This is a genomic window from Hyphomonas sp. ske169, from assembly GCF_056850855.1.
Map to the genome: position 1 here is coordinate 528216 of NZ_CP096146.1, position 25763 is coordinate 553978.

General features: G+C 55.5%; 26 protein-coding genes. 8 read left to right on the top strand and 18 right to left on the bottom strand.

All coding sequences use genetic code 11. The annotated features are described in order from the left end of the window. Positions 1-30: 30 nt before the first annotated feature. A complete protein-coding gene (locus MY069_RS02535; protein WP_482795509.1) occupies positions 31-360 on the bottom strand; it encodes a UrcA family protein in 330 nt (109 codons plus the stop codon). 182 nt (positions 361-542) lie between these two features. Here MY069_RS02535 and radA point away from each other — a divergent pair, with 182 nt between their 5' ends. From radA to MY069_RS02555, 4 genes are read left to right on the top strand one after another with little or no spacing between them, the layout of a single operon-like run. Next, positions 543-1913 carry a DNA repair protein RadA gene (radA, locus tag MY069_RS02540; RefSeq protein WP_482795510.1) on the top strand — a complete coding sequence of 457 codons (1371 nt, stop codon included), beginning with the start codon at positions 543-545 and terminating at the stop codon, positions 1911-1913. Then, entirely contained in the window at positions 1910-2458 is a 549-nt protein-coding gene (locus MY069_RS02545) for a CvpA family protein (protein WP_482795511.1), read from the top strand. Before radA ends, MY069_RS02545 begins: the two co-directional genes overlap by 4 nt. A 33-nt stretch (positions 2459-2491) precedes the next feature. Then, positions 2492-3931: an amidophosphoribosyltransferase gene (purF, locus tag MY069_RS02550; protein ID WP_482795512.1), complete on the top strand. Its 1440-nt coding sequence runs from the start codon at positions 2492-2494 to the stop codon at positions 3929-3931. A gap of 27 nt (positions 3932-3958) precedes the next feature. Beyond that, positions 3959-4663 carry an SDR family NAD(P)-dependent oxidoreductase gene (locus MY069_RS02555; protein ID WP_482795513.1) on the top strand — a complete coding sequence of 235 codons (705 nt, stop codon included), beginning with the start codon at positions 3959-3961 and terminating at the stop codon, positions 4661-4663. Between the two features lie 5 nt (positions 4664-4668). Here MY069_RS02555 and MY069_RS02560 read toward each other — a convergent pair whose 3' ends face one another. The 6 genes from MY069_RS02560 to MY069_RS02585 form a co-directional block, all read right to left on the bottom strand. Further along, positions 4669-6168: a bifunctional diguanylate cyclase/phosphodiesterase gene (locus MY069_RS02560; RefSeq protein WP_482795514.1), complete on the bottom strand. Its 1500-nt coding sequence runs from the start codon at positions 6166-6168 to the stop codon at positions 4669-4671. Positions 6169-6235: 67 nt separating this feature from the next. After that, positions 6236-7759, bottom strand: a complete 1524-nt coding sequence (gene der / locus MY069_RS02565) for a ribosome biogenesis GTPase Der (RefSeq protein ID WP_482795515.1) — start codon at positions 7757-7759, stop codon at positions 6236-6238. Between the two features lie 41 nt (positions 7760-7800). Further along, positions 7801-9150: an outer membrane protein assembly factor BamB family protein gene (locus MY069_RS02570; protein ID WP_482795516.1), complete on the bottom strand. Its 1350-nt coding sequence runs from the start codon at positions 9148-9150 to the stop codon at positions 7801-7803. Then, a complete protein-coding gene (locus MY069_RS02575; protein ID WP_482795517.1) occupies positions 9147-9878 on the bottom strand; it encodes a hypothetical protein in 732 nt (243 codons plus the stop codon). Before MY069_RS02575 ends, MY069_RS02570 begins: the two co-directional genes overlap by 4 nt. 77 nt (positions 9879-9955) lie before the next feature. Then, the gene (gene panB / locus MY069_RS02580; RefSeq protein WP_482795518.1) at positions 9956-10786 is read right to left on the bottom strand and encodes a 3-methyl-2-oxobutanoate hydroxymethyltransferase; all 831 of its coding nucleotides are present in this window, start codon (positions 10784-10786) and stop codon (positions 9956-9958) included. A 75-nt stretch (positions 10787-10861) separates the two neighbouring features. Continuing rightward, the gene (locus MY069_RS02585) at positions 10862-11443 is read right to left on the bottom strand and encodes an NnrU family protein (protein WP_482795519.1); all 582 of its coding nucleotides are present in this window, start codon (positions 11441-11443) and stop codon (positions 10862-10864) included. On the opposite strand from MY069_RS02585, the gene MY069_RS02590 reads away from it, so the two are divergent. Then, on the top strand, positions 11442-12101 hold the full coding sequence (locus MY069_RS02590) for a hypothetical protein (RefSeq protein WP_482795520.1): 660 nt from the start codon (positions 11442-11444) through the stop codon (positions 12099-12101). The genes MY069_RS02585 and MY069_RS02590 overlap by 2 nt on opposite strands. A gap of 60 nt (positions 12102-12161) precedes the next feature. Here the strand turns inward: MY069_RS02590 and MY069_RS02595 are convergent, their stop codons facing one another. The 5 genes from MY069_RS02595 to sufC are packed head-to-tail and all read right to left on the bottom strand — an operon-like array spanning position 12162 to position 16189. Next, positions 12162-12521, bottom strand: coding sequence for a HesB/IscA family protein (locus tag MY069_RS02595; protein ID WP_482795521.1), 360 nt, complete (start codon positions 12519-12521; stop codon positions 12162-12164). A gap of 35 nt (positions 12522-12556) precedes the next feature. Continuing rightward, the gene (locus MY069_RS02600) at positions 12557-12940 is read right to left on the bottom strand and encodes an SUF system Fe-S cluster assembly protein (protein WP_482796743.1); all 384 of its coding nucleotides are present in this window, start codon (positions 12938-12940) and stop codon (positions 12557-12559) included. Between the two features lie 20 nt (positions 12941-12960). Then, complete coding sequence (locus MY069_RS02605) at positions 12961-14184, bottom strand: aminotransferase class V-fold PLP-dependent enzyme (protein ID WP_482795522.1); 1224 nt, start codon at positions 14182-14184, stop codon at positions 12961-12963. Next, positions 14181-15428: a SufB/SufD family protein gene (locus tag MY069_RS02610; protein WP_482795523.1), complete on the bottom strand. Its 1248-nt coding sequence runs from the start codon at positions 15426-15428 to the stop codon at positions 14181-14183. Before MY069_RS02610 ends, MY069_RS02605 begins: the two co-directional genes overlap by 4 nt. Further along, entirely contained in the window at positions 15428-16189 is a 762-nt protein-coding gene (gene sufC / locus MY069_RS02615; protein WP_482796744.1) for a Fe-S cluster assembly ATPase SufC, read from the bottom strand. Before sufC ends, MY069_RS02610 begins: the two co-directional genes overlap by 1 nt. Positions 16190-16388: 199 nt before the next feature. On the opposite strand from sufC, the gene MY069_RS02620 reads away from it, so the two are divergent. Then, the gene (locus tag MY069_RS02620) at positions 16389-16538 is read left to right on the top strand and encodes a hypothetical protein (RefSeq protein ID WP_482795524.1); all 150 of its coding nucleotides are present in this window, start codon (positions 16389-16391) and stop codon (positions 16536-16538) included. Between the two features lie 7 nt (positions 16539-16545). On the opposite strand, the gene MY069_RS02625 is transcribed toward MY069_RS02620, so the two are convergent. Then, positions 16546-17157, bottom strand: coding sequence for a hypothetical protein (locus MY069_RS02625; protein ID WP_482795525.1), 612 nt, complete (start codon positions 17155-17157; stop codon positions 16546-16548). 169 nt (positions 17158-17326) lie between these two features. On the opposite strand from MY069_RS02625, the gene MY069_RS02630 reads away from it, so the two are divergent. Next, the gene (locus MY069_RS02630) at positions 17327-18298 is read left to right on the top strand and encodes a hypothetical protein (RefSeq protein WP_482795526.1); all 972 of its coding nucleotides are present in this window, start codon (positions 17327-17329) and stop codon (positions 18296-18298) included. A 21-nt stretch (positions 18299-18319) separates the two neighbouring features. Here MY069_RS02630 and sufB read toward each other — a convergent pair whose 3' ends face one another. The 4 genes from sufB to MY069_RS02650 form a co-directional block, all read right to left on the bottom strand. Continuing rightward, on the bottom strand, positions 18320-19891 hold the full coding sequence (gene sufB / locus MY069_RS02635) for a Fe-S cluster assembly protein SufB (RefSeq protein ID WP_482795527.1): 1572 nt from the start codon (positions 19889-19891) through the stop codon (positions 18320-18322). Positions 19892-20115: 224 nt separating this feature from the next. After that, positions 20116-20493, bottom strand: coding sequence for a VOC family protein (locus MY069_RS02640; RefSeq protein WP_482795528.1), 378 nt, complete (start codon positions 20491-20493; stop codon positions 20116-20118). Positions 20494-20516: 23 nt separating this feature from the next. Then, positions 20517-21263: a class I SAM-dependent methyltransferase gene (locus tag MY069_RS02645; RefSeq protein ID WP_482795529.1), complete on the bottom strand. Its 747-nt coding sequence runs from the start codon at positions 21261-21263 to the stop codon at positions 20517-20519. Between the two features lie 6 nt (positions 21264-21269). Then, the gene (locus MY069_RS02650; protein WP_482795530.1) at positions 21270-22409 is read right to left on the bottom strand and encodes a cysteine desulfurase family protein; all 1140 of its coding nucleotides are present in this window, start codon (positions 22407-22409) and stop codon (positions 21270-21272) included. Positions 22410-22527: 118 nt separating this feature from the next. Here MY069_RS02650 and MY069_RS02655 point away from each other — a divergent pair, with 118 nt between their 5' ends. Then, a complete protein-coding gene (locus MY069_RS02655) occupies positions 22528-23283 on the top strand; it encodes an alpha/beta hydrolase (protein WP_482795531.1) in 756 nt (251 codons plus the stop codon). Positions 23284-23442: 159 nt separating this feature from the next. Here the strand turns inward: MY069_RS02655 and MY069_RS02660 are convergent, their stop codons facing one another. After that, positions 23443-25752 carry a TonB-dependent receptor gene (locus tag MY069_RS02660; protein WP_482795532.1) on the bottom strand — a complete coding sequence of 770 codons (2310 nt, stop codon included), beginning with the start codon at positions 25750-25752 and terminating at the stop codon, positions 23443-23445. Between the last annotated feature and the right edge of the window lie 11 nt (positions 25753-25763).

A 25763-nucleotide genomic window follows, 5' to 3' on the forward strand; every position in this document is an offset into this window, starting at 1 on the left:
GCCCTCTTCAAGTGACGAGGATCAGGCGACTTAATTGTCCATTTTATCGTGCATGATTTCGGTGAGTTGAGGCGCATTGATCGAAGCCACCGCTTTGATAACGGCATCGACGCGACATCTCCTTTCATCCAGGCGCCCGCGTAGGGTTTCACGCGTCCCGGCATCACGGCAAACGCGCTTAGAGGCGGCATTAATCATCTCAAACACTTTTGAAGCATCCGCAGCATTTGCGAGATCATAGCCGCTAAGCGAGATTTCCATCTGCTTTTCTTGAGTTGCGGTTTTCGTGGCGGCGAGGGCCGGAAGAAGCGCACTTGCTGAAACTGCAACGAGGGCGGTGGTCAGAGTTTTGGAAAACATAATTCTATTTCCTCCTATTGAGGGTTGTCGCTGTTTCCTCTCTTCCCTGTGACTCAGGTCATAACACACTTTATCGAAAAACAATATGAACTTTTTGTTACTACAACTGTAACATCTGCAACTATTCAAAACAGTAACTCTCCCCTTCCACTCTTGGGCGGACCTCGCTAACCACTTTAAGCATGGCTAAGTCTGTCTTCGTTTGCCAATCTTGCGGCGCCGTCCATTCCAAATGGTCTGGGCGCTGCGATGCGTGCGGCGAATGGAACACACTGACCGAGGAGGCAGGCTCTGGACCACCCGGCGGGCTGAAGGCGCCAAAGTCTGGCGCGAAGCGAACAAGCAAGGCCAAGTTCACGGCATTGGATGGCGATGACGCGCCGCCAGAGCGGATCGTGCTGGGCGTCGATGAACTTGATCGCGTGTTCGGCGGCGGGATTGTGCCCTCAAGCGCCACGCTCATTGGCGGGGACCCAGGGATCGGCAAGTCGACGCTGCTCTTGCAAGTCGCTGCGCGCCTTGCCCGTAATGGCCTGACTTCAGTTTACGTGTCGGGCGAGGAAGCCACAGCGCAAATCCAAGATCGCGCACGACGCTTAAAAGTCGCAGATAGCCCTGTGCAACTCGCGACTGAAACCGATCTACGCAAGGTGCTCGCCGCGCTGAAATCCGCCAAACCCGATTTCGTCGTCATCGATTCGATCCAAACCATGTGGTCTGACAGTTTAGAAGCCGCACCCGGCAGTGTCAGCCAAGTCCGCGCCTGCGGCCAGGAACTGACCCGATGGGCGAAAACCTCAGGCGCTGCGCTGATCCTAGTCGGCCATGTCACTAAAGAAGGTCAAATCGCTGGTCCCCGCGTAGTCGAACATATGGTCGATACTGTGTTTTATTTTGAAGGCGAGCGCGGCCACCAGTTTCGGATCCTGCGCGCGGTCAAGAACCGGTTTGGCCCAACCGACGAGATCGGCATCTTCGAGATGCATCAATATGGGCTCGCCCCCGCGCGCGAGCCTTCGGCCCTCTTTTTATCGTCTGAACATGATGATGCCGGTGGCGCAGCTGTATTTGCGGCGATGGAGGGCTCTCGCCCTGTGTTGGCAGAAGTGCAAGCGCTGGTCGCGCCGTCTGCCTATGGGACGCCGAGGCGCTCCATTGTCGGCTGGGACAGCAATCGGCTCGCCATGTTGCTCGCGGTTTTGGAAGCGCGATGCGGCGTTTCTCTAGGCGGCCGGGATGTTTATCTTTCTGTGGCGGGCGGCTACCGGATTGCGGAACCTGCTGGTGATCTTGCGGCAGCGGCGGCGCTTCTGACTTCGGCATCTGGAAACCCGGGCCCGTCAAAATCGATCTACTTTGGCGAAGTCGCACTGTCCGGTGCGGTGCGTCCGGTTGCGAGAATGGAGCAACGCCTGAAAGAAGCGGCGCGGCTCGGATTTGAGCGAGCATATGTTCCTGAAGGCAGTCCAACCGCGATTGAAGGCTTGACGATTAGCCCGATCAAGCGCCTATCTGACTTAGTAGAGTTGATCGCGCCGGAAGCTGGCCAATGATGGAAGCCCTTACAGCCTTTGATGCCGTGGCGATCGTGATCGTCATCATCTCCACGCTCATGGCACTTGCTCGCGGATTCATGCGAGAACTGGCGACTTTGGGCGCATTTATCGCTGCCATCGCCGCCGCCTTCTTTGCTCGCAAGTTTTTCGTTACTCAGCTCGATGCATTGCTGCCCGCTGATTCTCCGGCTTGGTTACCTGACGCGATAATTTTCGTTGTCGTATTCTTATTGGTCTATGTTGCTGTCGCCTGGTTTGGCGCGAACCTCTCAAGAACAATCCAAGGTGTCGATGGAATCGGTTTGCTTGACCGCGTCGCTGGCGGCCTGTTCGGATTTGCCCGCGGCGGGGTCGTCTTGATTTTCTTCGTCTATCTTCTCAACCTCGCGATGGACCGAGATCAAATTCCAGAATTCGTAACCCAAGCAAGGACTTATCCTCTGATTGCGGCGGGGGCGAACTATCTCGGCGAACGCGCGCCAGAGCTCGCCGAACGGACCGCACAGACATCGAACCTTGACGGGGAAGACAGGGCAGAATAATCCGCCCACGAATAGATCGCGAGGTTTAGTCGAATGCTCTTTGACCATGATGACGACAAGCCCCGCGAGGAATGCGGCGTAGTCGGCGTATTCGGCCACCCCCAAGCCTCTCTTCTCGTTGCCCTCGGATTGCATGCACTTCAGCATCGCGGCCAAGAAGCTTGCGGCATCACAACATTTGACGGCGAGCGATTCCATGGCGAGCGCCATATGGGTCTGGTTGGTGAGAATTTTGGCGGCGATGTTTCCGAGCGTCTCCCGGGTCATGTTGGCATCGGACACAATCGCTATTCGACGCAAGGCAAGCCGGCCGTACGGAACATTCAGCCGATCTATGCGGATCTCGACACTGGCGGGTTTGCAATTGCGCACAATGGCAATCTCACCAATGCCCGAGCCCTGCGAAAGAAACTCGTGAGCCGCGGCTCGATTTTCCAATCGACCATGGACACAGAGGTGATTTTACATCTTCTCGCTCGCAGTGACCAAGACACCGTTTCAGACCGTTTCCTAGATGCAATCCGCCAAATCGAAGGCGGATTTTCTTTTGTCGGCATGACCAATAAAAAGCTGATCGGGGCCCGCGATCCATCTGGCCTTCGCCCCTTGGTCTTGGGCCAGATCAATGGCGCCTTTGTTCTCGCCTCTGAAACCTGTGCACTCGATCTGATGGGCGCTGAATTGGTGCGTGAGATTGATCCTGGCGAAGTGGTGATCATCACCAGCGAAGGTATTCAGTCTTATAATCCATTCCCATCACGTCCGGTCCGGCCGTGCTTGTTTGAATATGTTTATTTCGCGCGCCCCGACAGTATCGTGCAGGGCCGTTCGGTCTATGAAGTTCGGCGGAAGATGGGGCATCAGCTGGCAGTCGAACACCCGGCCGAGATTGATGTTGTCGTACCGGTTCCCGATTCTGGTGTTCCGGCAGCGATTGGGTTTTCAGAGCATTCTGGAATCCCGTTCCAGCTCGGCATCATTCGCTCGCACTATGTCGGGCGAACCTTCATTCAACCGACCCAAACGGGCCGCCAAAAAGCGGTCTCACGAAAGCACTCACCGAACCGCGCGGTCCTGGAAGGCAAACGGGTTTTGCTCGTCGATGATTCAATCGTCCGCGGCAACACGTCTCGCAAGATCGTTCAAATGGTTCGCGATGCGGGCGCAAAAGAGATTCATTTCCGTTCAGCCAGCCCGCCGATCACGCATCAAGATTTCTACGGCATCGACATGGCCGACCGAACAGAATTAATCGCCGCCAATCACTCGCTGGAAGAGATGCGGGAATACCTGAACGTCGAAAGCCTTGGCTTCCTCTCTGTGCCCGGGCTGTATCGCGCCATCGGTGTCGATTATGATGCTGAAACACCGGCATTTGCCGACCATTGTTTCACCGGCGATTACCCAACCCGTTTGATCGACCATGATCAGAATGAAAGCAGCAAAGAAAGACAGCTTTCGCTGCTGGACTAGTCCCCGAAGCTTCGCTACGGCGCGCGCATGGATAAACGCATCACTCTCGTTACTGGCGCGTCGCAGGGCATTGGCCATGCCGCCAGTCTCGCACTCGCCAAAGCTGGCCATCATGTCATTGGACTGGCGCGATCAAAAAAGGCCCTCGAAGCTTTAGACGATGAGATCCGCAGCCAAGGCGGATCGATGACGCTGATCCCATTTGATCTAAAAGACGCCAGCGCGTTCGAGCCACTTGGTCACGCGATCGCTGAAAAGTTCGGCCGGTTGGATGGCCTTCTGGCAAATGCCGGCGTGCTCGGCACGATTGGGCCACTGCAAGCTGGCGGCGAGCGTCAATTCAATGAGACCATCGATGTGAACCTCAACGCTAACTGGCGATTGATCCGCGTGATGGATCCGCTTTTGCGGCGGTCGGACACCCCGCGCGCACTGTTCGTGACTTCAGGCGTCGTGCCGCGCCCACGCGCGTTTTGGGGGCCTTATCAAGCCTCTAAAGCCGGGCTTGAAGCACTGGTTCACGCTTGGGCGGAAGAGAATGAGCAAACATCGCTGCGGGTAAATCTCTTCGATCCCGGCGCGACCCGAACCCAGATGCGCGCTGACGCCATGCCGGGCGAAGATCCTATGACCTTGCCTGCACCTGACGCTGTCGCCGCGCATATGGTGCCGCTTTTGGAAGCCTCCGAGAACCGCCACAATGCGCGCATCGATGTCAGAGAATTGCTCTAACAGCTCTAGCGGCGCGTCTCTTTCGCAAGGACCCAACGCTGCGCGTCATCATTTTTGTAAGCGATAATGCGATCACGCCCAGCACGCTTGGCTTGATACAGCGCGTTGTCTGCGTTTCGCATCAGATCATCAATCGAACTGTGGTCGGACGGATAGGTTGCGACGCCCGCCGAAAAGGTCACGCAAGGCAGGATTTCCCCCTGATAGACAATCTCTAAGCGTTTGATCGAATTGTGCAGTTTATTCGCGAGCACCATCGCTGCCTGTTCGTCCAAGTCAGGACAAATCACGGCAAGCTCTTCGCCGCCAACCCGGCAGACAATCCCCGCCACGCCCGCAGCTTCAACAAGTTCCGTCGAGACGCGCCGCAGCACAAGGTCTCCAGCATCATGACCATGGTGATCATTGAACCGTTTGAAATGATCGATATCGATTGAGATCATTGCAAACCCAAGCTCATTACTATCAGCTCGGGCTTTTTCGCGGCGCAAACTATCAAGGAAATATCGGCGATTCCAAAGTCCGGTAAGCGGGTCCTTGATCGAGCGGTCCTGCAATTCTTGACGCAGGCGAACATTCGCAATCGTCAGACTGACCTGCTCGCCCAACATCAAGGCGACGTCCCAAAATCGCGCATGATCGAGGACTTGTTCAGAATCCTCCTGACTCGCATGGCACCACAACATACCGATGGTTTCGCCATGAGCGAGCAGCGGCAAACAAAACGAAGAATCGACCTCCTCGTGAAAGTGCCCGCATGGGAATTCGATTTCCTCGGTCCCAAAATGATAGGCTCGGCCGCGGCGCAGCGCCCAGCAATCATCAGGTTCGATATAGTTAGGCGGCGGCATCTCTCCCCAAGACACGGCAAGTTCTAGAATGTCGCGAGAATTTGAGTAAATGTAGAGGGCGCCGCTGCTCATTGGCATCAGCTTTGGCGCACAGCATTCAACCACTTCATATAGATCTTCCAGGGATCGCGCTGCGTACAGCCATTCCGTCGTTTTCGCCAAAACACGACGCTCAGCCTGTCTGAGCAGCTCGGTCTGGCGCGCCAGCTCGCGGTCTCGTTCGAGCGCTTTGCGATCGGATACATCGCGAGCGACCACCAAATAGTGCGAGATTTCATCATCGTCGCCCACAATGGGCGTCAGCAGGATTTCCGCACAGTATTCTTCACCAGATTTTCGATACTGGATCACTTCGCGCCGGATAGAGCGACGTTCGGGCCCCGCCCGCATCAATTCCCGCAGGATCCCGCGATCGGTTTTCGGGCCGGTTAGCGTTTCGCCCGGCATACGACCGACTGTTTCTTCGAACGAATACCCGGTCGCGTTTTCATAAGCCTGATTGACCCATTCGACCCGCGCCGCCGCATCCAGAATCGCAATCGCATCCGTACTATGCTCCGCAATCAGCTGCGCATAGAATTGAGTCATACGTGTATCGCTCGAACCAGAGGGTTCGACCGCATCAAATATCGTCTGGGCCGCAGTATGGGTCATGTCGATTCTCTCGACCCAATATCGTCAAAACTACTTAAAGTGGCGTTTACGCCGTGAAACCAAGCTTTTAGTGCTTCCGTCGCGCCTTGTCGGCGTAAGGATTGGCCCCTTGCTTCACGATCAATCGGAGCGGAATGCCAGGTAATTCAAAGGCTTCCCGCAATCCGTTGACGAGATAGCGTTTATATTGTTCCGGCATTTGGTCGCCGCGCGAGGCAATCAAGACAAAGGTCGGCGGACGCGCTTTGATTTGCGCCATGTAACGCGGTTTGATTCGCTTGCCTTGTACGCTTGGCGGCGGGTTACGCTCGATCATGTAGCGCAGCCAGCGATTTAGGTCGCCCGTTTTGACCCGCGCGCACCAATCATCATAGGCTTTTGCAACCGCTGGCATCAGACGTTCGACACGTTTTCCGGTCAGCCCTGACAGGATCACCAATGCCGCACCTCGAGCTTGCGGGAGGTGCTCTTTCAGACGCCGCTCCAGCTCTTTCATCGCCATTCCGTGGTTCTTGATCGTATCCCATTTGGAGACGACGAACACCACGGCCCGGCCTTCACGAATAGCGAGATCGGCGATCTGTAAATCTTGTTTCTCGAACGAGTCTTCGGGGTCCATAACCAAGGCGACGACGTCAGCATATTTCAGCGAGCGAACCGTCTCGCCAGTCGACATTTTTTCAAGCCGCTCTTGGACTTTCGACTTCCGGCGCAATCCAGCGGTGTCGACGAGGCGGACTTCGCGTCCCTCCCATTCCCAACGCAAGGTAACCGAATCGCGCGTAATTCCGGCCTCAGGGCCGGTTAGCATGCGCTGCTCTCCAACCAATTGGTTGATCAGGGTCGACTTACCCGCATTTGGGCGGCCCACGATGGCGAGCCGGATGGGTCGGGTTTTCGTTTCGGCTTTAGCGTCCGCGATCGCTTCGCCTTCAGCCTCATCATCAATGCCCGCTTTCTCAAACGCGGCTTCGAGTTTCGCCTCATTCAAGAAAGGGTCATCCATGTCCAAGCCTTCCAGTTGGTCCAGGATGCCGTGATTGAACGTGTCTTGTTCTTCGGCCTCTTCTTCTTTCAGCGCTTCTTCAAAGGCTTCTTCGCCAAGCGCTTCACGAATGCCGGCATAGAGATCAGACAAGCCCTCGCCATGCGCCCCAGACAGGCCAACAGGCTCACCAAGGCCGAGATTCCAAGCCTCCAACAGACCATCATCTCCGGCGTGGCCTTCGGCTTTGTTCGCGGCCAAGACAATCGGCATGTCGGCCCGGCGCAGGAGTTGCGCAAACCGTTCATCCATTGCCGTCACGCCGACGCGGGCGTCGATCAGAAAGAGCGCCAGTTCCGCTTCTCGAATGGCAATCTCAGTCTGTTCCCGCATACGCGATTCCAGCGAGCCATCATTCACGTCTTCAAAACCAGCCGTGTCGATCAGAATAAGTGGCAGGTCTGCTAGTCGCCCTTCCGCTTCCTTCCGGTCACGGGTGACCCCTGGCTGGTCATCGACCAATGCCAATTGTTTACCCGCAAGGCGGTTGAATAGGGTCGACTTGCCCACATTGGGGCGTCCAACAATTGCAATTTTTAACGGCATAGCGCGCGCCTCAGAAAAACAGATTGCGCGCCGGAGTCGCTTTAGCGAATAGCAACCAAACGCGCATCATCGGTCAGGACAATCAGTTTGTCCTGAACAGCAATCGGCTCGATATAGACAGGATCGCCAATTTTCAAGCGGTCAGTCTCATCACCGGTCTGCGGATCGAAGGCGATCAGCTCCCCTTTTGAGGACGCAACAAGCACACGGCCGGACGCAATCACCGGTCCAGCATAGGTCAAACGACCTTTTTGTTTCTTCTCATTGCTGAACTTTTCAAGGTCTTTGACCCAAACGACTTGGCCCGTCCCTGCTTTGATACAAGCAAGCTCGGCATCGACGCCCATGATAAACAAGTACTCACCAGCAAGCGCAGGGGCTTGGGTCGTGCCAATCGGCTGTTGCCAAACTCGGTTGCCTGTCCGTCCATCAATCGCAGCGAAGACACCCGATTGGCTGGCAGCAAAAACAAGCCCGCCACCGAGAATGGGACGGCCACCAATATCATTGATCGAAGAAATCGGTGTGAATTGCCCGACGCTGGCCAATGCTTCCGCCCATAACCGACGACCATTGCTAGCCAGATAAGCGATGACTTCACCAGAAGAATATGGCGCGACAACAATATCTTCGACCGCCGCTGGGCTTGGAGACCCGAGCACGCGCGCAGATTCAGCTATCGCCTGATCGCTCCACAGGACGGCGCCAGTTTCAAGGCTCAGAGCCAGAACTTCATTATTGTTTGAAGAGACAAAAATCCGGCCATCCTTGATGGTCGGCGATCCGGTCATTGGTGCTTCTGTTGATGTACGCCAAATCTCGCTACCATTGCTGGCATCCAACGCAGCAACGAAGCCGTAAGCGCTCGCGATCACCAATGTATTGCCTTCAAGGCCGATGCCCGAGCCAATGCCCGCATTGTCTCTACGGCTGCCTGAATCTAATTTTTGGCTCCACCGGCGATTGCCATTCGTAGCATTGGTCGCCGTGACCACTTGCTTGGAGTCAATTGTATAAATCGTATCCGCGGACGCGACAGGCGGCGTTGTCAAAGCTGATGAGCGGCTGGAGCCCGCGCCAACATTCGACCGCCACGCCACCTTCAAATCGTTTGCAGCATTGATATGGCCGATGGCTTTGCTCGCGCGGCTACCGGCTTGTGGCCAACCATCGGATAAATCGCGCGCCGGCGGCAAGGTGACGATTTCAGACACCAATTCCGGGTCGGGTTGCAGGCTTTCATCCCCCAGGACCATGGTGATCCGCCCCTCTTTTTCGAGGGCTTCTTCGGCTTTTCTTTGAGCGCTACCGCGATCCAAGATCGAGCAGGCTGAGAGGCCGAGGACAGAGACCGATACCAGTGTCAGTCGGAGTAATGATTGCGCGTTCATTCAGGCGTCTCCTCGGTGCTGCTTTCCGTTTCGGATGGCGCAGCAGGGGTTTCTAGGTCTTCGCTCGGTGTCGGCTCGACGTCGACGCTGATAGGCGGCAGAGCGGCGAGCGCTTGTTGAGCTCGTGTAACCACTCCAGGTGGCGCATTTTGGGCAAGCCGCAAAAAACCGAATTCGCGGCGGGCAAAATCCACGTCCCCATCTTGCAGAGCTTTCGCCGCAATCAGCTCTGTTGCCAGCGCCGCAAATGGTCCGTCACCACTCGTCAACGGCGCCAGAATGCCCTCGAGTTCACTCCGGCTGACTGTATCGGCTTTTAGATAAGCTGATTTGATCAAGGCGAGTTTTTCCGTTGGGTCTTCGAGATCGGTCACTGAGGAAGACAATACGTCTGCCGCCGCTATCGCGTCGCCATTTCCATCCAATCTCACACCGGCGAGATAGTGCGCCGCCACGGTTGCGGGCGTGATGTCATCGGCAATCAGTTCCGACAGCTGTGTCGCGGCTGATTCGTAGTTTCGGGCATCGACCTCATTGAGGGCCGCTTCGAGGCGCAGAGCGTTCTCTTGGACCGTATTTTTCGCCTGGATTTGGAGATACTCATTCAATGCCACACCGCCGATCAGCAGCGCGGCAGCGATATAGGCGAAGATCCCATATTTCTTCCAAAGGCCCGTCAGTCGATCCTGACGTAAACCTTCTTCGACTTCTTCAAAAATGTCGGCCAAAAATGGTCTCCAGTCTTTTGAATTACTTTAATCGAGCGCACCCTAGCGGCGCCCGCCCGCGCCCGCAACGGACAAGGTTAGCTGTCTGCAGCTTTCCGCACTTTGTAGGTCTGGGCTACTCCAGGAAAAGCCCGCGACCGCACCTCGTCGGCATAGGTTTTTGCGGCTTCACCGATCACAGTTTTTAGGTCCGCATTTTTCTTCACAAATTTCGGAACCCAGTCCGTCATGCCCAATAGATCATTGGTCACTAGGATCTGACCATCGCAGCCTGCAGAGGCGCCTATGCCGATCGTTGGACACGACACCGCCGCTGTAATCTCATTTGCAAGCTCAGGCGCCACGCCTTCCACGACAATCGCAAAAGCGCCTGCCTGATCGGCCGCAACCGCTTCTTCGATCGCTTGATCCCATTCGCTCGAGGTTCGGCCTTTGGCGCGAAAGCCGCCATCGACATTGATCGCTTGCGGGCGCAATCCGACATGCCCCATGACCGGTATGCCGCGCTCGACCATGTGCGCAATCTGTGTGGCGGCATAGGTTCCGCTCTCAATTTTGACCGCCTGACAGCCCGTTTCCTGCATGATTCGTGCGGCATTGAGAAAGGCCTGGTCCGAATTGGTCTCATAAGATCCGAACGGCATGTCGACGACGACGAAGGCTTCGGATGATCCACGCATCACCGCCTGCCCATGCAGGATCATCATCTCCAAGGTCACGCCCACGGTCGATTCCATGCCGTGGACGACCATTCCCAAACTGTCGCCAACCAGAAGAACATCGCAGAGTGGGTCGAGAATGCTGGCAACTTGCGCATCATAAGCGGTCAAGCAGACCAGCGGTTCTCCGCCTTTCGCTTTGGCGATGTCTTTAACGGTTTTCCGCCGGATCTTTGTCTGAGCTGACATGATATCACCCTACACTCACTTCAATCTGCGCTTTAGCAGACCAGAGTGTGACGACAAGAGATCTGTCAGCAGCTTCTATTGCGGGATCGCGTGGACGCCGAACAATATCGGGTGCAACCACAAAGCAAATGCCGCCCAAACGGCGAGACCAATACCGACCGCTAGCACGTCCATCATCGGTTTGAGCGTCGTTTCGGGGCCCGGGCCATTGTCGCCGCGGCGCTTGACCATGATGCGGTCAAAAATCGCATATGCGAGAAAGCTTCCGAACAAGAGCACTGAGTTGAGTTCGCCATTTGCCAGCAAATGTCCAAACGCCCAAAGCTTCACCGCGAGCAACATCGGATGCTTCGTCACCTTTTTGATGTAACCGGCGGGCACTTGCGATGCGACCAGGAGAATAAGCGCCGGGACAGTGAGCAGCAAATTGATGTGCGCGAGCCAAGATGGCGGTGTGTACAGCACACCTGCCCCACGCGTCGCTCCAAAACCATAGATAATGAGACCAAAACCCAATAGCGACACCAGGCTGTAAACGCCCATAAAAGGCCCATAGCCCATTCGCTCCCTGAGATCCTTATCCGTCTCACGAGACCGCAATGCTGAATACAGGTGCACCCCGAAAAACAGCGCTAAACCAGCAAGATAAATTGTCATGACATGCCTCCAGCTTCGTCCCTACAAACAAAATTTCGGCTGCTCTGACAAAGGTTTATCTGCCCAGGCACCGAAAAATCGCAAATTTATCACAATTGTAACCTTGCCTTTATTCGATAAGCTGTTATTGTTTATCAATAATCAATGCAAGAGGAACGATATGAAACATCTTCTCAAGACCGGTGCTGCACTCGCCCTAGCTGCGACCACCATTTCTTTCACCGCCAGCGCCGCCGATGCCGAGAGCACTTGGACTCTTGGGGACAATAACGGAAAGGCGTTTCTTCACACTGTGACCGATGCTGGTCCGAGTGTTGCGCTAACCTGTTCCGAAAAAGTCGGGATTCAGGCAACGGTTTACCTGAACGGCAACTCGGTCGACGAAACGCAAATTAAAAGCACTTCGGGACTTCGCGCGCGCAAAGGCTCACTCGAGACCGAGACGACTGAAGAAAGAGACGGAACTTGGCTCTATATTCGCCCGGCTAAAACTCTGATCTCGACCAAAGGCTGGCAAGGCAAGAGAATTTACAACGCGGCGGTCACAGGCAGCCCAGTAACAATGTCGGTTAGCCGTCTTGGCGAAATGACTTTCAGCCTTCCCGGTGTGGATGATCATTTCAAGAGCTTTGCAGGATCTTGCGCTGCAACGAGCTAAACTCAATCCAAATTGCAACTTCCAGCGAACCCGGTGCGTGAATCACGTGCCGGGTTTCTACTATTCAGCAGCAGCGGGAACGATTGTAACGCTTTCGCCGCAGCCACATGCATCGGTTTGATTTGGGTTAGAGAAAGTGAATTTCTCATGCAGCAGCGTCGTTTCATAATCGACGACAGACCCGAGTAAGAACAAGACCGCTTTGGCATCGACCACGATTTTGACGCCCTTGTCTTCGACGATTTCATCGAGCGGCTCAGGCGCGTCGACATAATCCATGACATATTCCATGCCAGCGCAGCCGCCATTGGTCACGCCAACGCGCAGGAAGCCGGTGTCTTTTTCCGACATGATCTCTGAGACGCGCGCCGCAGCAGCGTCGGTAAGAGTCACGAGTTTGGGTCTGGGTCGTCTAGCCATGATCAGTACATAAGGTCGAAACGCTTGCGCTTCAATTAAAGCATATTTAGCGCCAAACGCGCTTCGTCAGACATCCGCGATGGATCCCACGGTGGATCGAAGGTCAAACGAACCTCAACATCGGAAATGCCTTCGACGGTGCGCGCTGCATTCTCGATCCAACCCGGCATATCACCGGCCACAGGACAGCCTGGCGCGGTCAGAGTCATATCGATGTCGACTTTGCGATCATCGTCAATATCAACCTTGTAGATCAAACCGAGTTCATAAATATCGACTGGGATTTCAGGATCATAGACGGTTTTGAAGGCCGCGATCAAATCATCCGTGATTCGATTGAGCTCAGCTTGCGGAATCGCAGAGCCAGGCTCTGGCGCCGGCTCAGAAGGCGCAATGTCGATTACGTCGCGAGGGGTCATATCGTCTGCCATATCAAAGCCTATATAAGCATCCCACGCGCTTTGTGTAGCGCTTCAATGAAGGCATCGACCTCTTCCAGCGTGTTATAGATGCCGAAACTCGCCCGCGCCGTTGCAGAAACACCAAGATGCTCCATCAAAGGCTGTGCACAATGATGGCCTGCGCGCACGGCAACGCCGTAACGATCCAGTATCTGCGCCAAATCATGCGGGTGTGCGCCATCAATTGAGAAAGACAATACAGCGCCCTTCCCTTTCGCCGTTCCGTGGACCGTCAATCCATTGACGCCGCGCACCGCTTCGTAAGCCCGTTCATATAGCGCCTGCTCATGGGCTAAAATGTCGTCGCCATCGAATTGGCCCAGCCAATCCAGCGCCGCGCCGAAGCCGATGGCTTGCAAGATGGGTGGCGTCCCGGCTTCAAACTTGTGCGGCGCTTCATTGTAAGTGACACGCTCGCGCTCAACGATTTCAATCATTTCGCCGCCGCCTTGGAAGGGCCGAAGGCGCGCCAGCGCTTCAGACTTGCCATAAAGCGCGCCGATGCCAGTTGGGCCGTAAATTTTGTGTCCCGTCAGCACGTAATAGTCGCAATCTAGCGCCTGAACATCTATGTCCAAGTGCACGCCAGCTTGGCAGCCATCGAACAAGACTTCAGCGCCAACGGCATGGGCGAGGCGCGTAATCTCAGCCGCATCCGTGACGGTTCCAAGCACATTGGACATATGCGTGACCGCGACCAGTTTGGTTTTGTCTGAAAGTGCCGCTTCAAAAGCCGACATGTCGAGTGCGCCAGTCTCATCGACATCGATCCATTTGAGGACGGCGCCATAGCGCTCTCGCAAGAAATGCCAGGGCACAATATTGGAGTGATGTTCCATCACCGACAGGACAATTTCATCACCGGGTTGGATCCTGTCCGCGATCCCATTGGCAACGAGATTGATCGCTTCTGTGCCGCCTTTGGTGAAAATGATTTCATTCACCGATTTCGCATTCAAGAATGCCCGGATCTTCTCACGCGCACCCTCATAGGCTTCGGTCGTTTCATTCGCGAGCGTATGGATTCCGCGATGCACATTGGCGTAAGCGGTTCGACCCTGCTCTGACATCGCATCGAGTACCGCATTCGGTTTCTGGGCGCTGGCCGCATTGTCGAGATAGACAAGCGGCTTGCCATTCACCTCGCGCGATAGGATCGGAAACTCGGCGCGGAGGGCCGCGACATCAAAAGGCCGGCTCATCGGACGGTATCCGCAAGGAATGCCCGTGCCGCCGCCAACAACGTGTCTTGAACCCCTTCATTCGCTTCTTCCAACGCTTCAGCCACAAAAGCTTCAGTGAGTAATGCGCGAGCTTGCGCTTCGGGAATGCCGCGTTGGCGCATGTAAAACAATTGGTTCGGGTCTAGCGCGCCAGACGTATTCCCGTGGGCGCATTCGACATCATCGGCATAGATCTCGAGCTCCGGTTTTGCGAACACTTCGGCACCGTCTTCGAGCAAAAGAGCCTGATGCTGCATATCGGCATCGGTGTACTGACCAATCGTCCGCGGCACATGGAACTTACCTTGGAAGACGCCCGTTCCACCGTCCAAGACCGCGCCCTTGGTAACTTGCCGAGTGACGGAAGACGGGGCGCCATGGCGGACATGGCTGGTAAAGTCAGCGTGAAAGCCCTTCGCGCACAAATAAGCGCCGTTCAGCGTCGCGTGAGAACCGCTTTCCTGATGCCGCAAACGGGTCTCAAGTCGCGCCACTTTGGCGCCGAATGCCAGCGCGGTTTGGGTGTATTCAGATTTATCGCCGAGCGAAACAACGGCCGTAATCGCTTGCGCCTCATCCTTGTTGCCACGCTGCAAAACCGTCCGGCGGACAGATCCACCCTCTTGCATGCTGATTTCAATCAGGAAGGACGAAAACCCTGCCCCGCCCAAATGACTCTCGATGAGCTCCGCGCTTGCTCCAGGTCGGACAACGACAACAATCCGAGAGAAATTGGTTTCGCCTCGATCGCCTTTTGTTACGATGTGCAACGGCGCGGATGCCTGTTCGGTGACTTCGATGATCAGCGTATCGAGCCCGCCAACGCGCCCTGAAAGTGCCGCGGTCATCGCGCCGAGTGGAACTTCCTCAGCATCGCCAAGCGCTTGCGCATCCGCGCGCTCGTGAAGCTTGATCCCACCAGGCACGTTTTTGGGAAGCGTGACGCCGGTAGGTGTAAACTCAATCACCGCATCGCCTGTGTTTGCAAGCGCGCCGGGTTGCGCATCCTGTTCTGGGGCCTCGACTTGTTTCAACGCCGCTTTGAAATCTGTCCATTTCCAAGCTTCCATCCGCCGATGCGGCAGCCCTGTCTGAGCAAAGGCTTCGAAGGCGCGCTCACGCTGTCCGCTTTCAGGCAGCATCGCATAACGCGCAATCAATTCCAGCTCAGCCGGGCCAGGATTGCGGAACTTGTCTTTCAAGGCATCGATAGAGACGGTCACTAAGCGGCTTCTCCTAGCACGCCATCATAACCTTCTTCTTCAAGGCGCAGCGCTAGTTCTGGACCGCCGGTCTTGATGATCTTTCCATTCGCCAAGACATGCACTTTGTCGGGTTTGATGTGATCGAGAAGGCGCTGATAGTGGGTGATAACCAGCATGCCCCGGTCGGGACTGCGCAGGGCGTTGACGCCGTCTGCCACCGTGCGCAGGGCATCGATATCGAGCCCTGAATCTGTTTCATCCAGGATCGCAAAGCGCGGCTCGAGCATCATCATTTGGAAGATTTCCAAACGCTTCTTCTCGCCACCAGAGAAGCCGACATTGAGTGGGCGTTTTAGCATGTCAGATGTCAGGTTCAGTTTGGCGCCGAGTTCCCGTGATTTTTTGATAAAGTCTGGCGCAGAGATCTCTTCCTCGCCGCGCAGTTTGCGCTGCTCATTCATCGCCGTACGAACAAAGGTCATGACCGGCACGCCCGGGATTTCCACGGGGTATTGGAAAGACAGAAACAGACCTTTTGCGGCGCGTTCTTCTGGATCCATATCAAGCAGGTCAACGCCTTCTAGCGTGGCAGTGCCGCCTGTGACTTCATAACCATCGCGCCCCGTAAGGACATAAGACAGGGTGGATTTCCCGGCTCCATTCGGTCCCATGATCGCATGAACTTCGCCAGATGGCACGTCTAAGGAAAGGCCATTTAGAATGGTCTTTGCCTCGTCTTCTTCGCCAACGGTGGCGGTGAGATGATCCAAACTTAACATGAGCCGCATGTAGAACCGAATGGGCTAAATTCAAAGGGTGAAATGCCGCAACCGATCGCGATTTCAGTCCAATCGAGGTGCGTCTCTCTTTTCGAGAGCGATTTCGACGATTTATCGGGCCAAAAATCGCCCGAACTCTTGAATCGGAGCATTTCAATCCTTATTGTTTATCAATAAGAAACAAGAAGGATAAAAAGATATGTGGCTGTTTTTGCTATGGTGGTGCGTGGATGATCATCTCGCCGAAGCCCTGAGCACACCTGGTTTGGGCGAGCTGCCAATTTGGGTGCCTTTGATTCTATCGCTGGCTTTCTCGTTCACGTTCAGCCGTTCGGTCAAAGACAATTAGACTGGGTTCACCCGGCCCAGTCGCGGCGATCCATGCCCATTAAATCTCGGCTCGACATGGCTTTTTCTAAATCGACTTCGGTTGAGAGCCATTGCGCGATGAAGTGCACACTTTCCTCTTTGCCATAGATGACCCGCTTTAGTGCGGTATTGATCGGCGTCGCCGCACCTTGTGGCCCAACCAGAACAAACGTGTCGAGCCCAGGGTCTCGACCATAATGTTCGGCGAATACCGGATTAGCGGCAAGGAACGTATCGAAGCGTTCCCATTGCCAATTGAGCTCAGAGTTAGCGCGAATGACCTGACCTAAATAGAGGCCCGCGAACATCACGGAATTATCGCCGCGGCCATCCAAGACCAAGGTTTCACCAACACCGCCAATTTCTGACTGCAATCGATTGATCGTGTGAATATCCGCAAGCCATCGGTCGATGACCAGAAGGCTGTCCATAGAATAGTCGAGCTTCGAACGATCCAAACGATTAGGTAAAAGGATCAGTCGATCGCCATCTGCACTCATAAAAGTGGCGAGCGCCTCGCCAATATTCGCAACTTCAACCGCCGACGCTTCTTGGTACGCGCCAACATGCACAGTGCGAGCAGGCCCTGCCCCAGACATACAGTTGGCCACCGCAAATAGCGGGACCAGCACGCAAAAACGGCACAAGTTCGTTAATTTTCGTGTCTTAGGCGAAGTCATGCCTAAGGTCAGAGCAAGACACGTGCCGATCCGAACGAATGCAGTGGAGATTAGACATTCGGGGCGCTGACGGCTACATCTGGCGCGCATGACGTGGGGACATCACAAACCTGTTGAGCCGGCTCGGGCGGAGCAAGTTTGCGATGAGCGCGGTTTGAAACGAGTCCGTTTGGACAATAGCTCAATCGAACTTGAGGTTATGATCCATGGGGGCGAGCGATCTGAGTTGCCGCCCCTGCTGATCATGAACTCCATAGAATTTCCGATGCCGCCATCACCCGAATTCTGCGACTTGATGCAAGACGCTGGATACCAGGTCATTTTTGTTAGGCGGCCTGGGTTTGGATATACGCAATCCTTGCCAGCGGCCCTTTTGAGCAAACAAGAGACGAAGCGCCATGCCCCGATCGTGACGGAAGCGGCGCTGATCAAACGCCTCATCGACACAATGGGTTTGAATAATATCCGGCTGCTGGGATTGGGAACATCAAATTCGATTTGTCGTCGGCTCATCCAAATGGGCGATGAGATCGACGTCTGCGTCTTCTCAAATCCGCTCTTCAATCCAGAGATTTGGGACGTGATTCGTCCGGCTTGGTTAAAGCGCATGATCCGGCAAACGGTCCTATCCAAGAGCGGGCTTAAGATCGCTGTTCGCGGTTTGCGAGCGGTCCTGCGCCGCGACCCGATATGGTTCTATCACCAATTCGCCCAAAAAAGCGCTGGCGACCTCGCTTACATAAAAGCCAATGAGGCTGACTTCAGAGTTGCCGCCCAATTCCTTCAAGACTTAGCGCCAGATGTGTACTTCTCCGAGCTTCGTTCGGCTTTGATTGAAGATACCGAATGGACCCCCGACAGCTTAGGCACCACCAATGCCGTGATCTTATCAGGCCATGAAACGACCACGCCCTGGAAAGCGTCGATCGCGGCCGAAGCCAAACGGTTGGAGCTGCCCATTTCGTTCGCCAATGCAGGTGATTTATTCGTCGCATACGCGTCGCCAAAAACACTGATTGAGCTGTTAGAGACCCACGCGGCAAAATCCGCCGTGCTCTAGAATTGATCGGTCGTCGGGCTGTTAGCCAACACTGCCTTCTAGGCTCACCTTCAGCAGGCTTTGCGCTTCGACGGCAAATTCCATCGGCAGCTCCTGCAGCACTTCCCGCACAAACCCATTGACCAACAAAGCGACCGCTTCTTCCTCGCCAATCCCGCGCTGGCGGACATAGAAGAGCTGATCATCGGCCAATTTTGTCGTCGTGGCCTCGTGCTCTAGCTGCGCATCGGCCCGGCGGTTTTCCACATAAGGCACAGTGTGCGCCCCGCAGCGATCACCAATTAACAGGCTGTCGCACTGGGTAAAGTTACGCGCCTGCTCGGCCTTTTTGTTCACAGACACCAAGCCGCGATAGGTATTGTCTGACTTTCCAGCGCTGATCCCTTTGGAAATGATCCGCGAGCGTGTGCGTTTGCCAAGATGGATCATCTTTGTGCCGGTATCGGCCATTTGCCGGCCATTGGTCACCGCGATCGAATAGAACTCGCCGACACTGTCATCGCCGCGTAAGACGCAGCTAGGATATTTCCATGTGACGGCAGACCCTGTCTCGACTTGCGTCCAGCTAATCTTCGAGCGCGCACCGCGGCAATCGCCGCGCTTGGTCACGAAATTGAAAATACCGCCATTGCCATTCTCATCGCCCGGCCACCAATTCTGGACCGTTGAGTATTTGATCTCGGCATCCTCAAGCGCCACCAATTCAACAACTGCCGCATGCAATTGGTTTTCATCGCGCATCGGCGCCGTACAGCCTTCTAGGTAGGAGACGTAGGAACCTTTATCGGCGACAATCAGTGTCCTCTCAAACTGACCCGTATTCTCCGCATTCATCCGGAAATAGGTGCTGAGCTCCATCGGGCAGCGCACGCCTGGGGGAACATAAACAAATGTACCATCCGAGAAGACGGCGCTGTTCAATGTCGCAAAATAATTGTCCGACTGCGGCACCACGGTGCCGAGATATTTTTTCACCAATTCCGGATGCTCATGCACGGCTTCCGAAATCGACATGAAAATCACGCCGGCTTTTTTCAGCTCTTCGCGGAATGTGGTCGCGACAGACACAGAATCGAACACAGCATCGACGGCAACTCTTGGGCGGTCGCCTTCTGTGCGGGCCTCGATCGCCGTATCGGCTGCACCTTCAACGCCGAGCAGAACCTCAGCTTCGCGAAGTGGAATGCCGAGCTTCTCATAAGTCTCCAAAATTTCTTTTGGAACGTCGTCAATCGACTCATATTTGGCGCCCGCTTTCGGCGCTGCGTAATAATAGATGTCCTGATAATCGATCGGCTCATAGCGCACCATGGCCCAATCGGGCTCTTCCATGGTGAGCCAGCGCTCATAGGCTTTCATCCGCCACTCGAGCAGCCATTCAGGCTCACCTTTTTTGTCGGAGATGAATTTGACGATATCCGGATTAAGGCCTTTTGGCGCGTATTCGGTCTCGATTTCAGTTTCGAAGCCAGCGGAATAATTCTCAGACTCGAGCGCTTTCGCGGCCGCAACTGTGCCCTCGTCAATGCTGTCTTTGACTTTGACTTCTACGCAATCGTCGTCGTGATCTTCGATGCCGCCGCAGCAATCCATGCCGTGCTCCTAACTCGTTGAGCTCTATATGGAGCAGTTGTCCGAAATTTTCACCCCTAATCGACATCAAAACGCACGAATGTCGCGGCTGGCGGGATGCGCAGTGTTTTGCCGACGACGGCAACGCAAGAAAATGGCGATGAGCGAACCGAAACGGGAGGCAAAACCTATTGGTCCATGCCTTTGTTTCGCAAGCTCATCGCCGCTATTGTTTCGGGTTCAATCTACCCGCGGTGTAGGGCGCAGAGTTTGTTGCCGTCTGGGTCGCGGAGGTAAGCGAGATACATGCGCTGACCATTGCCTTCGCGCCAGCCTGGAGGGTCTTCGATCGGCTTGCCACCAGCGGCAGCACCGGCAGCGTGCCAGGCGTCGGCTTGCTCTGGGCTGTCCATGGCCAGGCCGATCGTCATACCATTGCCGTTGCTGCAGGGCGCACCATCAATCGGCTTGGTGACCAGGAAAACGCCGCCATTGTGCAGATAAACAAGGCGCCCTTTGGGATCGACGATCCCGGGGTTTCCGCCCATAGCCGCGAAAGTCGCATCATAAAAAGCTTTAGCTTTGTCGAGGTCGTCTGACCCCACCATCATATGGGAATACATCGTCTAATCTCCTGTTTCTGCGCCTATTCAGCACTCTTATGGCGCAATTGAAAGATCATCTCGCGAGAAAGATCGGGATCGAATGCTCCGCCCGCCCAATCTCCAAGTATCTGCTCTATGTTCAGGCCGGCATTTGCTGCGAACTTTGAGATCGCGTCGGCGGTTAAAAACCGTAGCGTGCTGTCTGACGTGAGCACTTGATCTGAAAAGTGATAGTCCCACGCGAAACTCAAATATTCCGGCGCACGGGACGCGTCTGTTAAGCGTCGGACGGCACGAACGGCGCCATGCTCGGTCTCCATGCCATAGGCGGGCGCCCAAATCCCGTCCCAATCGAGAACCGGGTTTCGCGACTCAAAGGCGACTGTGCCGCCGGGGCTCAGATGTTGCGCCATCGTCACCATGGTCGCTTCAACTTGCGCATCTGTCAGCAGCACTTGAAACGCATGCCCGGTCATGATGATCAAGTCGAACTTTTGGTCGCTCTGGAAGTCTTCGGCCGCGCTCTCAACCCATGTCACCTTGTCGCCGAGCAGGTGCCTTCGGGCGACATTAAGCATGGCAGCGGCAGGGTCGACGCCGGTCACGCGGTGCCCCAACGCCGCATAGGCGAGCGATAAGAGCCCTGTCCCGCAGCCGAGATCTAAGACCTTCTGAGGCGGGTCTCCTGCTAGACTCAGGTAATAGTCGCGATCATCCGAGCCCGCGTTTCCGAGATCATACAAATCCGCCAGCCGTTGATCTGAGAATTGACGATCGGGTTCGGCCATATCGCTCTAAGCCGTTTTCAGGACCGTGCGCCGCGCGGCTTGAAGCCAAGCTTCAGCTGCCGCATCGAAATCACTGGCCCGCGTGTTCCAACCGAAACTCACGCGGATCGCACTCTCGGCCAGATCATCGTCCACCCCCATGGCGGCAAGCACCAGTGAACGCTTAACTTTGCCGCTCGAACAGGCAGATCCAGACGAGACCGCAACTCCGGCTAAGTCCATCGCCATCACTTGTGTCTCAGCCCCAAAACCCGGGATGGCAAAAATTGAGGTTTGCGAAAGCCGATCAGTGTCTGCACCAAAGACCGTGACGCCAGCTTCCGCGACCAGTTTCTTCTCCATCGCATCGCGTGGTCCAGCTAAGGCTTGCAACGCAGGCATTTCGCGAATGGCCGCTTCGGCCGCAGCGCCAAATCCAGCGATGCCGCTCAGATTTTCGGTGCCAGACCGCAGCGAGCGTTCTTGGCCTCCGCCAAACAGAACCGGTTTCAGTGGCGCGCCAGATCGCACCCAAAGGGCGCCAACGCCTTGCGGCCCGCCGACTTTATGCGCGGACAAAGCGAGATAATCGACACCGAGCAAGCCGACATTGACCATGACCTTGCCGAGCCCCTGGACCGCATCGCAATGGGTCAGCCCACCCGCTTCGCGTACCATCGCAGCCGCCTCTGCCACTGGCTGAATCACACCGGTTTCATTGTTCGCCAGCATAATGGCGAGCACCGGCAGGCCATCACGGGCCTGATCCCATTTTGACAACCGGTCGCGGAGCCAATCTAAATCAAGCGTGCCACTCGCCGTGACATAAGCAGTCTCGACCGCAACACCGGCATAGCCCGCATTCTTGATCACCGCCTCATGCTCAATCGCAGAGACGAGCAAAGTGCACTTATGCTCCAATTGCGCGACAACGCCATTGAGCGCCAGCGCACTGGCTTCTGTGCCGCCGCTGGTGAATATGACGTCCTGGGTTCGCGCCCCAATCGCAAGCCCAACTTGCGCACGCGCTTGCTCGAGCAGTTTGCGGGCCGCCCGTCCCGGGCCGTGCACGCTGGACGGGTTTGCGCCGACCTCGAGCGCGGTCAGCATCGCGGCTTTGGCTTCCGGCCGAACCGGCGCCGTTGCGTTGTAATCGGCATAGATCATAGACGCGCATATATCACTGTGCGGCGCTGCCTGCAGAAAAATTTGCATTTGCCCAAAGAGATTCGCTATAGCCCCCGCTCGACCCCAGATTTACCGCCGATAAGCGAGACATACCGTCATGGCAGAAATGCTCATTCAAGGCCCGCAGGGCCGGATCGAAGCCCGCTACACTCCACCGCCATATGAAGGCGCTTCAATTGCCCTCATCCTTCACCCGCACCCGCGGGCGGGCGGCACGATGCAGGATCCGATCACGATCCGCCTGTATCAGATGTTTGAGCAAAAAGGCTTTGGCGTTCTGCGCTTCAACACCCGCGGTGTTGGCCGCTCGCAAGGCGTTTATGATCAAGGCGTTGGCGAACTCGAAGATGCCGCTTTCGTCCTCGACTATATGGAAAACCTGACCGAGAGCCCGCGCTATGTTTGGTGTGCCGGTTACTCATTCGGCGCTTGGATCACACTACAACTGCTAATGCGTCGCCCAGAGATTGATGGCTTCCTGGCCATCGCGCCACCCGCCAATCATTATGATCTCAGCTTCCTCGCGCCTTGTCCGGCGTCTGGCCTGATCATTTCAGGGGAAAATGACGCGATCTCAAAACCGTCTGATGTTGAGCGCGCGCTGACCAAAGTCCGCATTCAAAAAGGCGAAGAAATTGAACGCGCCAGCATTGCGGGCGCCAATCACTTCTTCCAAGACAAGCATGACGAGCTGATCGATCTCTGCTCCGCCTATGTCGATCGCCGTCTGATCGAGGACGAAGAAAAGCTCCGCCGCGAAGCTGAAGCCGCCGCTGCAAAAGCTGGTAGCCGCAAGCCGCCAATCCCGCGCGCCCTGCCTCTCAAGCCGGAAGACAACACGCCGCAAGGGTAGCGTGACGCGATCCTACAGCTCGTCTGTGGGTTGATCGTTTCGAACCGATATTAGCTGGCGCGATTTGGATAAGGCGAGCGCACTTCATGCGCCAACGCACCCACTAGAAGTGGGACGCTGGCCGTTGGTTGGTATTAGTCGGATACCGCTACCTCGCATCTAGAATGCGATACGGGTCTTGATGCCGAATTTCATTGGCTCGTTGAGACTCCCATTGGGAAATGAGCCGAGCTGCGTGACTTGTGTGACGTATCGATCGTCGGAAAGATTCTGTCCGAAGATCGAGACTTCAGTTCGGCCATCGTTGCTTGTGAGAGTTAGGCTTGCGCCAATCTCGGTGAACCGGTCAGCCTTGAACGTATTGTCGCCTTGGCTCACCTCGAGAAAGAACACCTCTGTTTGCGACTTCATGTCGACCCGAAGCCGAGGCGTGCCAAAGGACGTTTTTGGTAACTCCAAATCAGCCGACAGATAGGTTTGCCATTCAGGGGCTCGGCTAAGTTGATTGCCGACGATATTCTGCTCTACCAGGCTCACAGGCGCGCCGATCAAATAAAGCTGATCTACATGGACCCCTGGCAGCGTGCCGTCGGTAAACTCGGCGTCCAAATAAGCGACGCTCGCTGACAGTGCCAGTTTGGGAAATGGTCTCGCTGTCACTTCAAATTCACCCCCAGAGATTTCGGCGGCGGCAGCATTTTGGATATCAACGCCCCCGGTCGGCACGCCAATACGAACCTGCAAATCGCTGTAATCATAGTGAAACACTGACAGGTTGGTGCGCAGCGTACGTCTCATCCATTCCGCTTTTACCCCAGCCTCCACAGCTTCTATGCGTTCAGGATCGAATGCAGGGGTCAAACCGAAGGAATTGAATCCACCCGATTTGAACCCTTGCGAATAACTTGCGTAGAGCATGACATCGTCGTTGAGCGCATAGTCCACAACAAACCGAGGTGACACGTCGGTGAATGTTTCGTCGTCAGCAAACGCGATGACGGGTCCGGAGCCTGGCGGGAATGGCGCGCCGGCTGGAAGCGTCAAACCACCTAGCGCACCCGCTTGCGGAATGGATGGAATTGACCCTCCGTTCAAGATTGAAAGCGCGAAACCCGTCTCAAAATCTTTGCGTTCGGCGGTATATCTCAATCCCGCCGTGATCGATAATTTGTCATTGAATTGATAAGTCGAATCCAAAAAGGCGGACCATGACTCCAGCCGGTTAAATGAGCGGAACTCGGCGCGCGTACCCAAGCCGAACAATCCGGATACATTATCTACCACAAACGGGTTCAGCGCAGACTCCTCGACGATTAAGAATGCGCCTCCGATCCAAGACAAAGCGCCGGTGGTGTTTGATGACAGCTTAATCTCTTGGGTGAATTGCTCGCTGTCAAAACGTCCGCGATTGCGAAACAGATCAGCTTGTGTGCCATCGGAGTCTTGCGCGCCGCGAAAGTCGTAAGATCGATAGGCTGTGATCGACTCGAGCAACGCCCAATCCAAATCATAGTTCAGCGCGACGCTAGCGGTGGTGGCGTCTGAGTCCAAATGGTTCTCGCCATCGAGGTTGAACACGCTGTCATCGATCAAGCGCGTTAAGTCGCTGCGTTGGCGCAACGGATTGGTGGGACCATTGAACAAATCGGCCAATTGAAGCGTGGCTGGAGTTTCTGAGCGGGCTTGATGCTCAAGACTGGTTTTGATCTGCAGTCGATCCGATGCGCGGAAATTCAACTTGCCCCGAATGGTGAAATCTTCGGCACCGCCGATTTTATCTCCAGTCGCGAGGTTTGTTCCGAAACCTTGGCGGTCTGAATAAGCGACAGCCAGGCGACCAAGTATGCGATCTCCAATAAGCGGTCCCGAAACGACTGCGCTTAGGCGGTATTCTGGTAAGTCGGTATACGATGCGGAGAATTTGCGCTCGAACCTATCCGTGGGCTCGCCGGTTGTTACGAGCACCGCACCTGCGGTTGCATTTCGGCCAAACAGGGTCCCTTGCGGCCCACGCAGCACTTGAAGCTGTTCGATATCCAGTAGTTCCGCTGTCGTGAAACTCAGCCGAGCCACGTAGACGTCGTCGACATAGACCGCGACCGGCTCGTCGGCGAAAAAATTCGCGCCGCCATTGATGCCGCCGACACCGCGAATGCTTAAGGGCGCAGCGCCGTAGCTAACTGAGTTGGTGGCGACAAATCCGGGTACCGTTGCGGTAAGATCCTCGAGTGTTCTGATGTCCGAATCGACCAAAAAGCTTCCGTCGAGCGAAGATATGGAGGCGGGTACACTTTGTAGATTTTCCGACCGCCGCTGAGCCGTAACGATTATCGGTTCCAGCGCCTTTTCAAGATCGTCGCTCGCAACCCTCTCTTGTGCGATCGCCAAGCCGATTCCCAATTGCGGCCAGGCCCATACAGCAAATGCTGCAATTGCGCTTGCCTGAATCAATCGTTTGAAACTCGCCAACTTCCGACACC

Coding starts and splice junctions, on each gene's coding strand:
- MY069_RS02535 (WP_482795509.1), bottom strand. CDS start 360: ATGTTTTCCAAAACTCTGACCACCGCCCTCGTTGCAGTTTCAGCAAGT.
- radA (WP_482795510.1), top strand. CDS start 543: ATGGCTAAGTCTGTCTTCGTTTGCCAATCTTGCGGCGCCGTCCATTCC.
- MY069_RS02545 (WP_482795511.1), top strand. CDS start 1,910: ATGATGGAAGCCCTTACAGCCTTTGATGCCGTGGCGATCGTGATCGTC.
- purF (WP_482795512.1), top strand. CDS start 2,492: ATGCTCTTTGACCATGATGACGACAAGCCCCGCGAGGAATGCGGCGTA.
- MY069_RS02555 (WP_482795513.1), top strand. CDS start 3,959: ATGGATAAACGCATCACTCTCGTTACTGGCGCGTCGCAGGGCATTGGC.
- MY069_RS02560 (WP_482795514.1), bottom strand. CDS start 6,168: ATGACCCATACTGCGGCCCAGACGATATTTGATGCGGTCGAACCCTCT.
- der (WP_482795515.1), bottom strand. CDS start 7,759: ATGCCGTTAAAAATTGCAATTGTTGGACGCCCCAATGTGGGCAAGTCG.
- MY069_RS02570 (WP_482795516.1), bottom strand. CDS start 9,150: ATGAACGCGCAATCATTACTCCGACTGACACTGGTATCGGTCTCTGTC.
- panB (WP_482795518.1), bottom strand. CDS start 10,786: ATGTCAGCTCAGACAAAGATCCGGCGGAAAACCGTTAAAGACATCGCC.
- MY069_RS02590 (WP_482795520.1), top strand. CDS start 11,442: ATGACATGCCTCCAGCTTCGTCCCTACAAACAAAATTTCGGCTGCTCT.
- MY069_RS02585 (WP_482795519.1), bottom strand. CDS start 11,443: ATGACAATTTATCTTGCTGGTTTAGCGCTGTTTTTCGGGGTGCACCTG.
- MY069_RS02595 (WP_482795521.1), bottom strand. CDS start 12,521: ATGGCTAGACGACCCAGACCCAAACTCGTGACTCTTACCGACGCTGCT.
- MY069_RS02600 (WP_482796743.1), bottom strand. CDS start 12,940: ATGACCCCTCGCGACGTAATCGACATTGCGCCTTCTGAGCCGGCGCCA.
- MY069_RS02605 (WP_482795522.1), bottom strand. CDS start 14,184: ATGAGCCGGCCTTTTGATGTCGCGGCCCTCCGCGCCGAGTTTCCGATC.
- sufC (WP_482796744.1), bottom strand. CDS start 16,189: ATGTTAAGTTTGGATCATCTCACCGCCACCGTTGGCGAAGAAGACGAG.
- MY069_RS02620 (WP_482795524.1), top strand. CDS start 16,389: ATGTGGCTGTTTTTGCTATGGTGGTGCGTGGATGATCATCTCGCCGAA.
- MY069_RS02625 (WP_482795525.1), bottom strand. CDS start 17,157: ATGTCTGGGGCAGGGCCTGCTCGCACTGTGCATGTTGGCGCGTACCAA.
- MY069_RS02630 (WP_482795526.1), top strand. CDS start 17,327: ATGACGTGGGGACATCACAAACCTGTTGAGCCGGCTCGGGCGGAGCAA.
- sufB (WP_482795527.1), bottom strand. CDS start 19,891: ATGGATTGCTGCGGCGGCATCGAAGATCACGACGACGATTGCGTAGAA.
- MY069_RS02640 (WP_482795528.1), bottom strand. CDS start 20,493: ATGTATTCCCATATGATGGTGGGGTCAGACGACCTCGACAAAGCTAAA.
- MY069_RS02645 (WP_482795529.1), bottom strand. CDS start 21,263: ATGGCCGAACCCGATCGTCAATTCTCAGATCAACGGCTGGCGGATTTG.
- MY069_RS02650 (WP_482795530.1), bottom strand. CDS start 22,409: ATGATCTATGCCGATTACAACGCAACGGCGCCGGTTCGGCCGGAAGCC.
- MY069_RS02655 (WP_482795531.1), top strand. CDS start 22,528: ATGGCAGAAATGCTCATTCAAGGCCCGCAGGGCCGGATCGAAGCCCGC.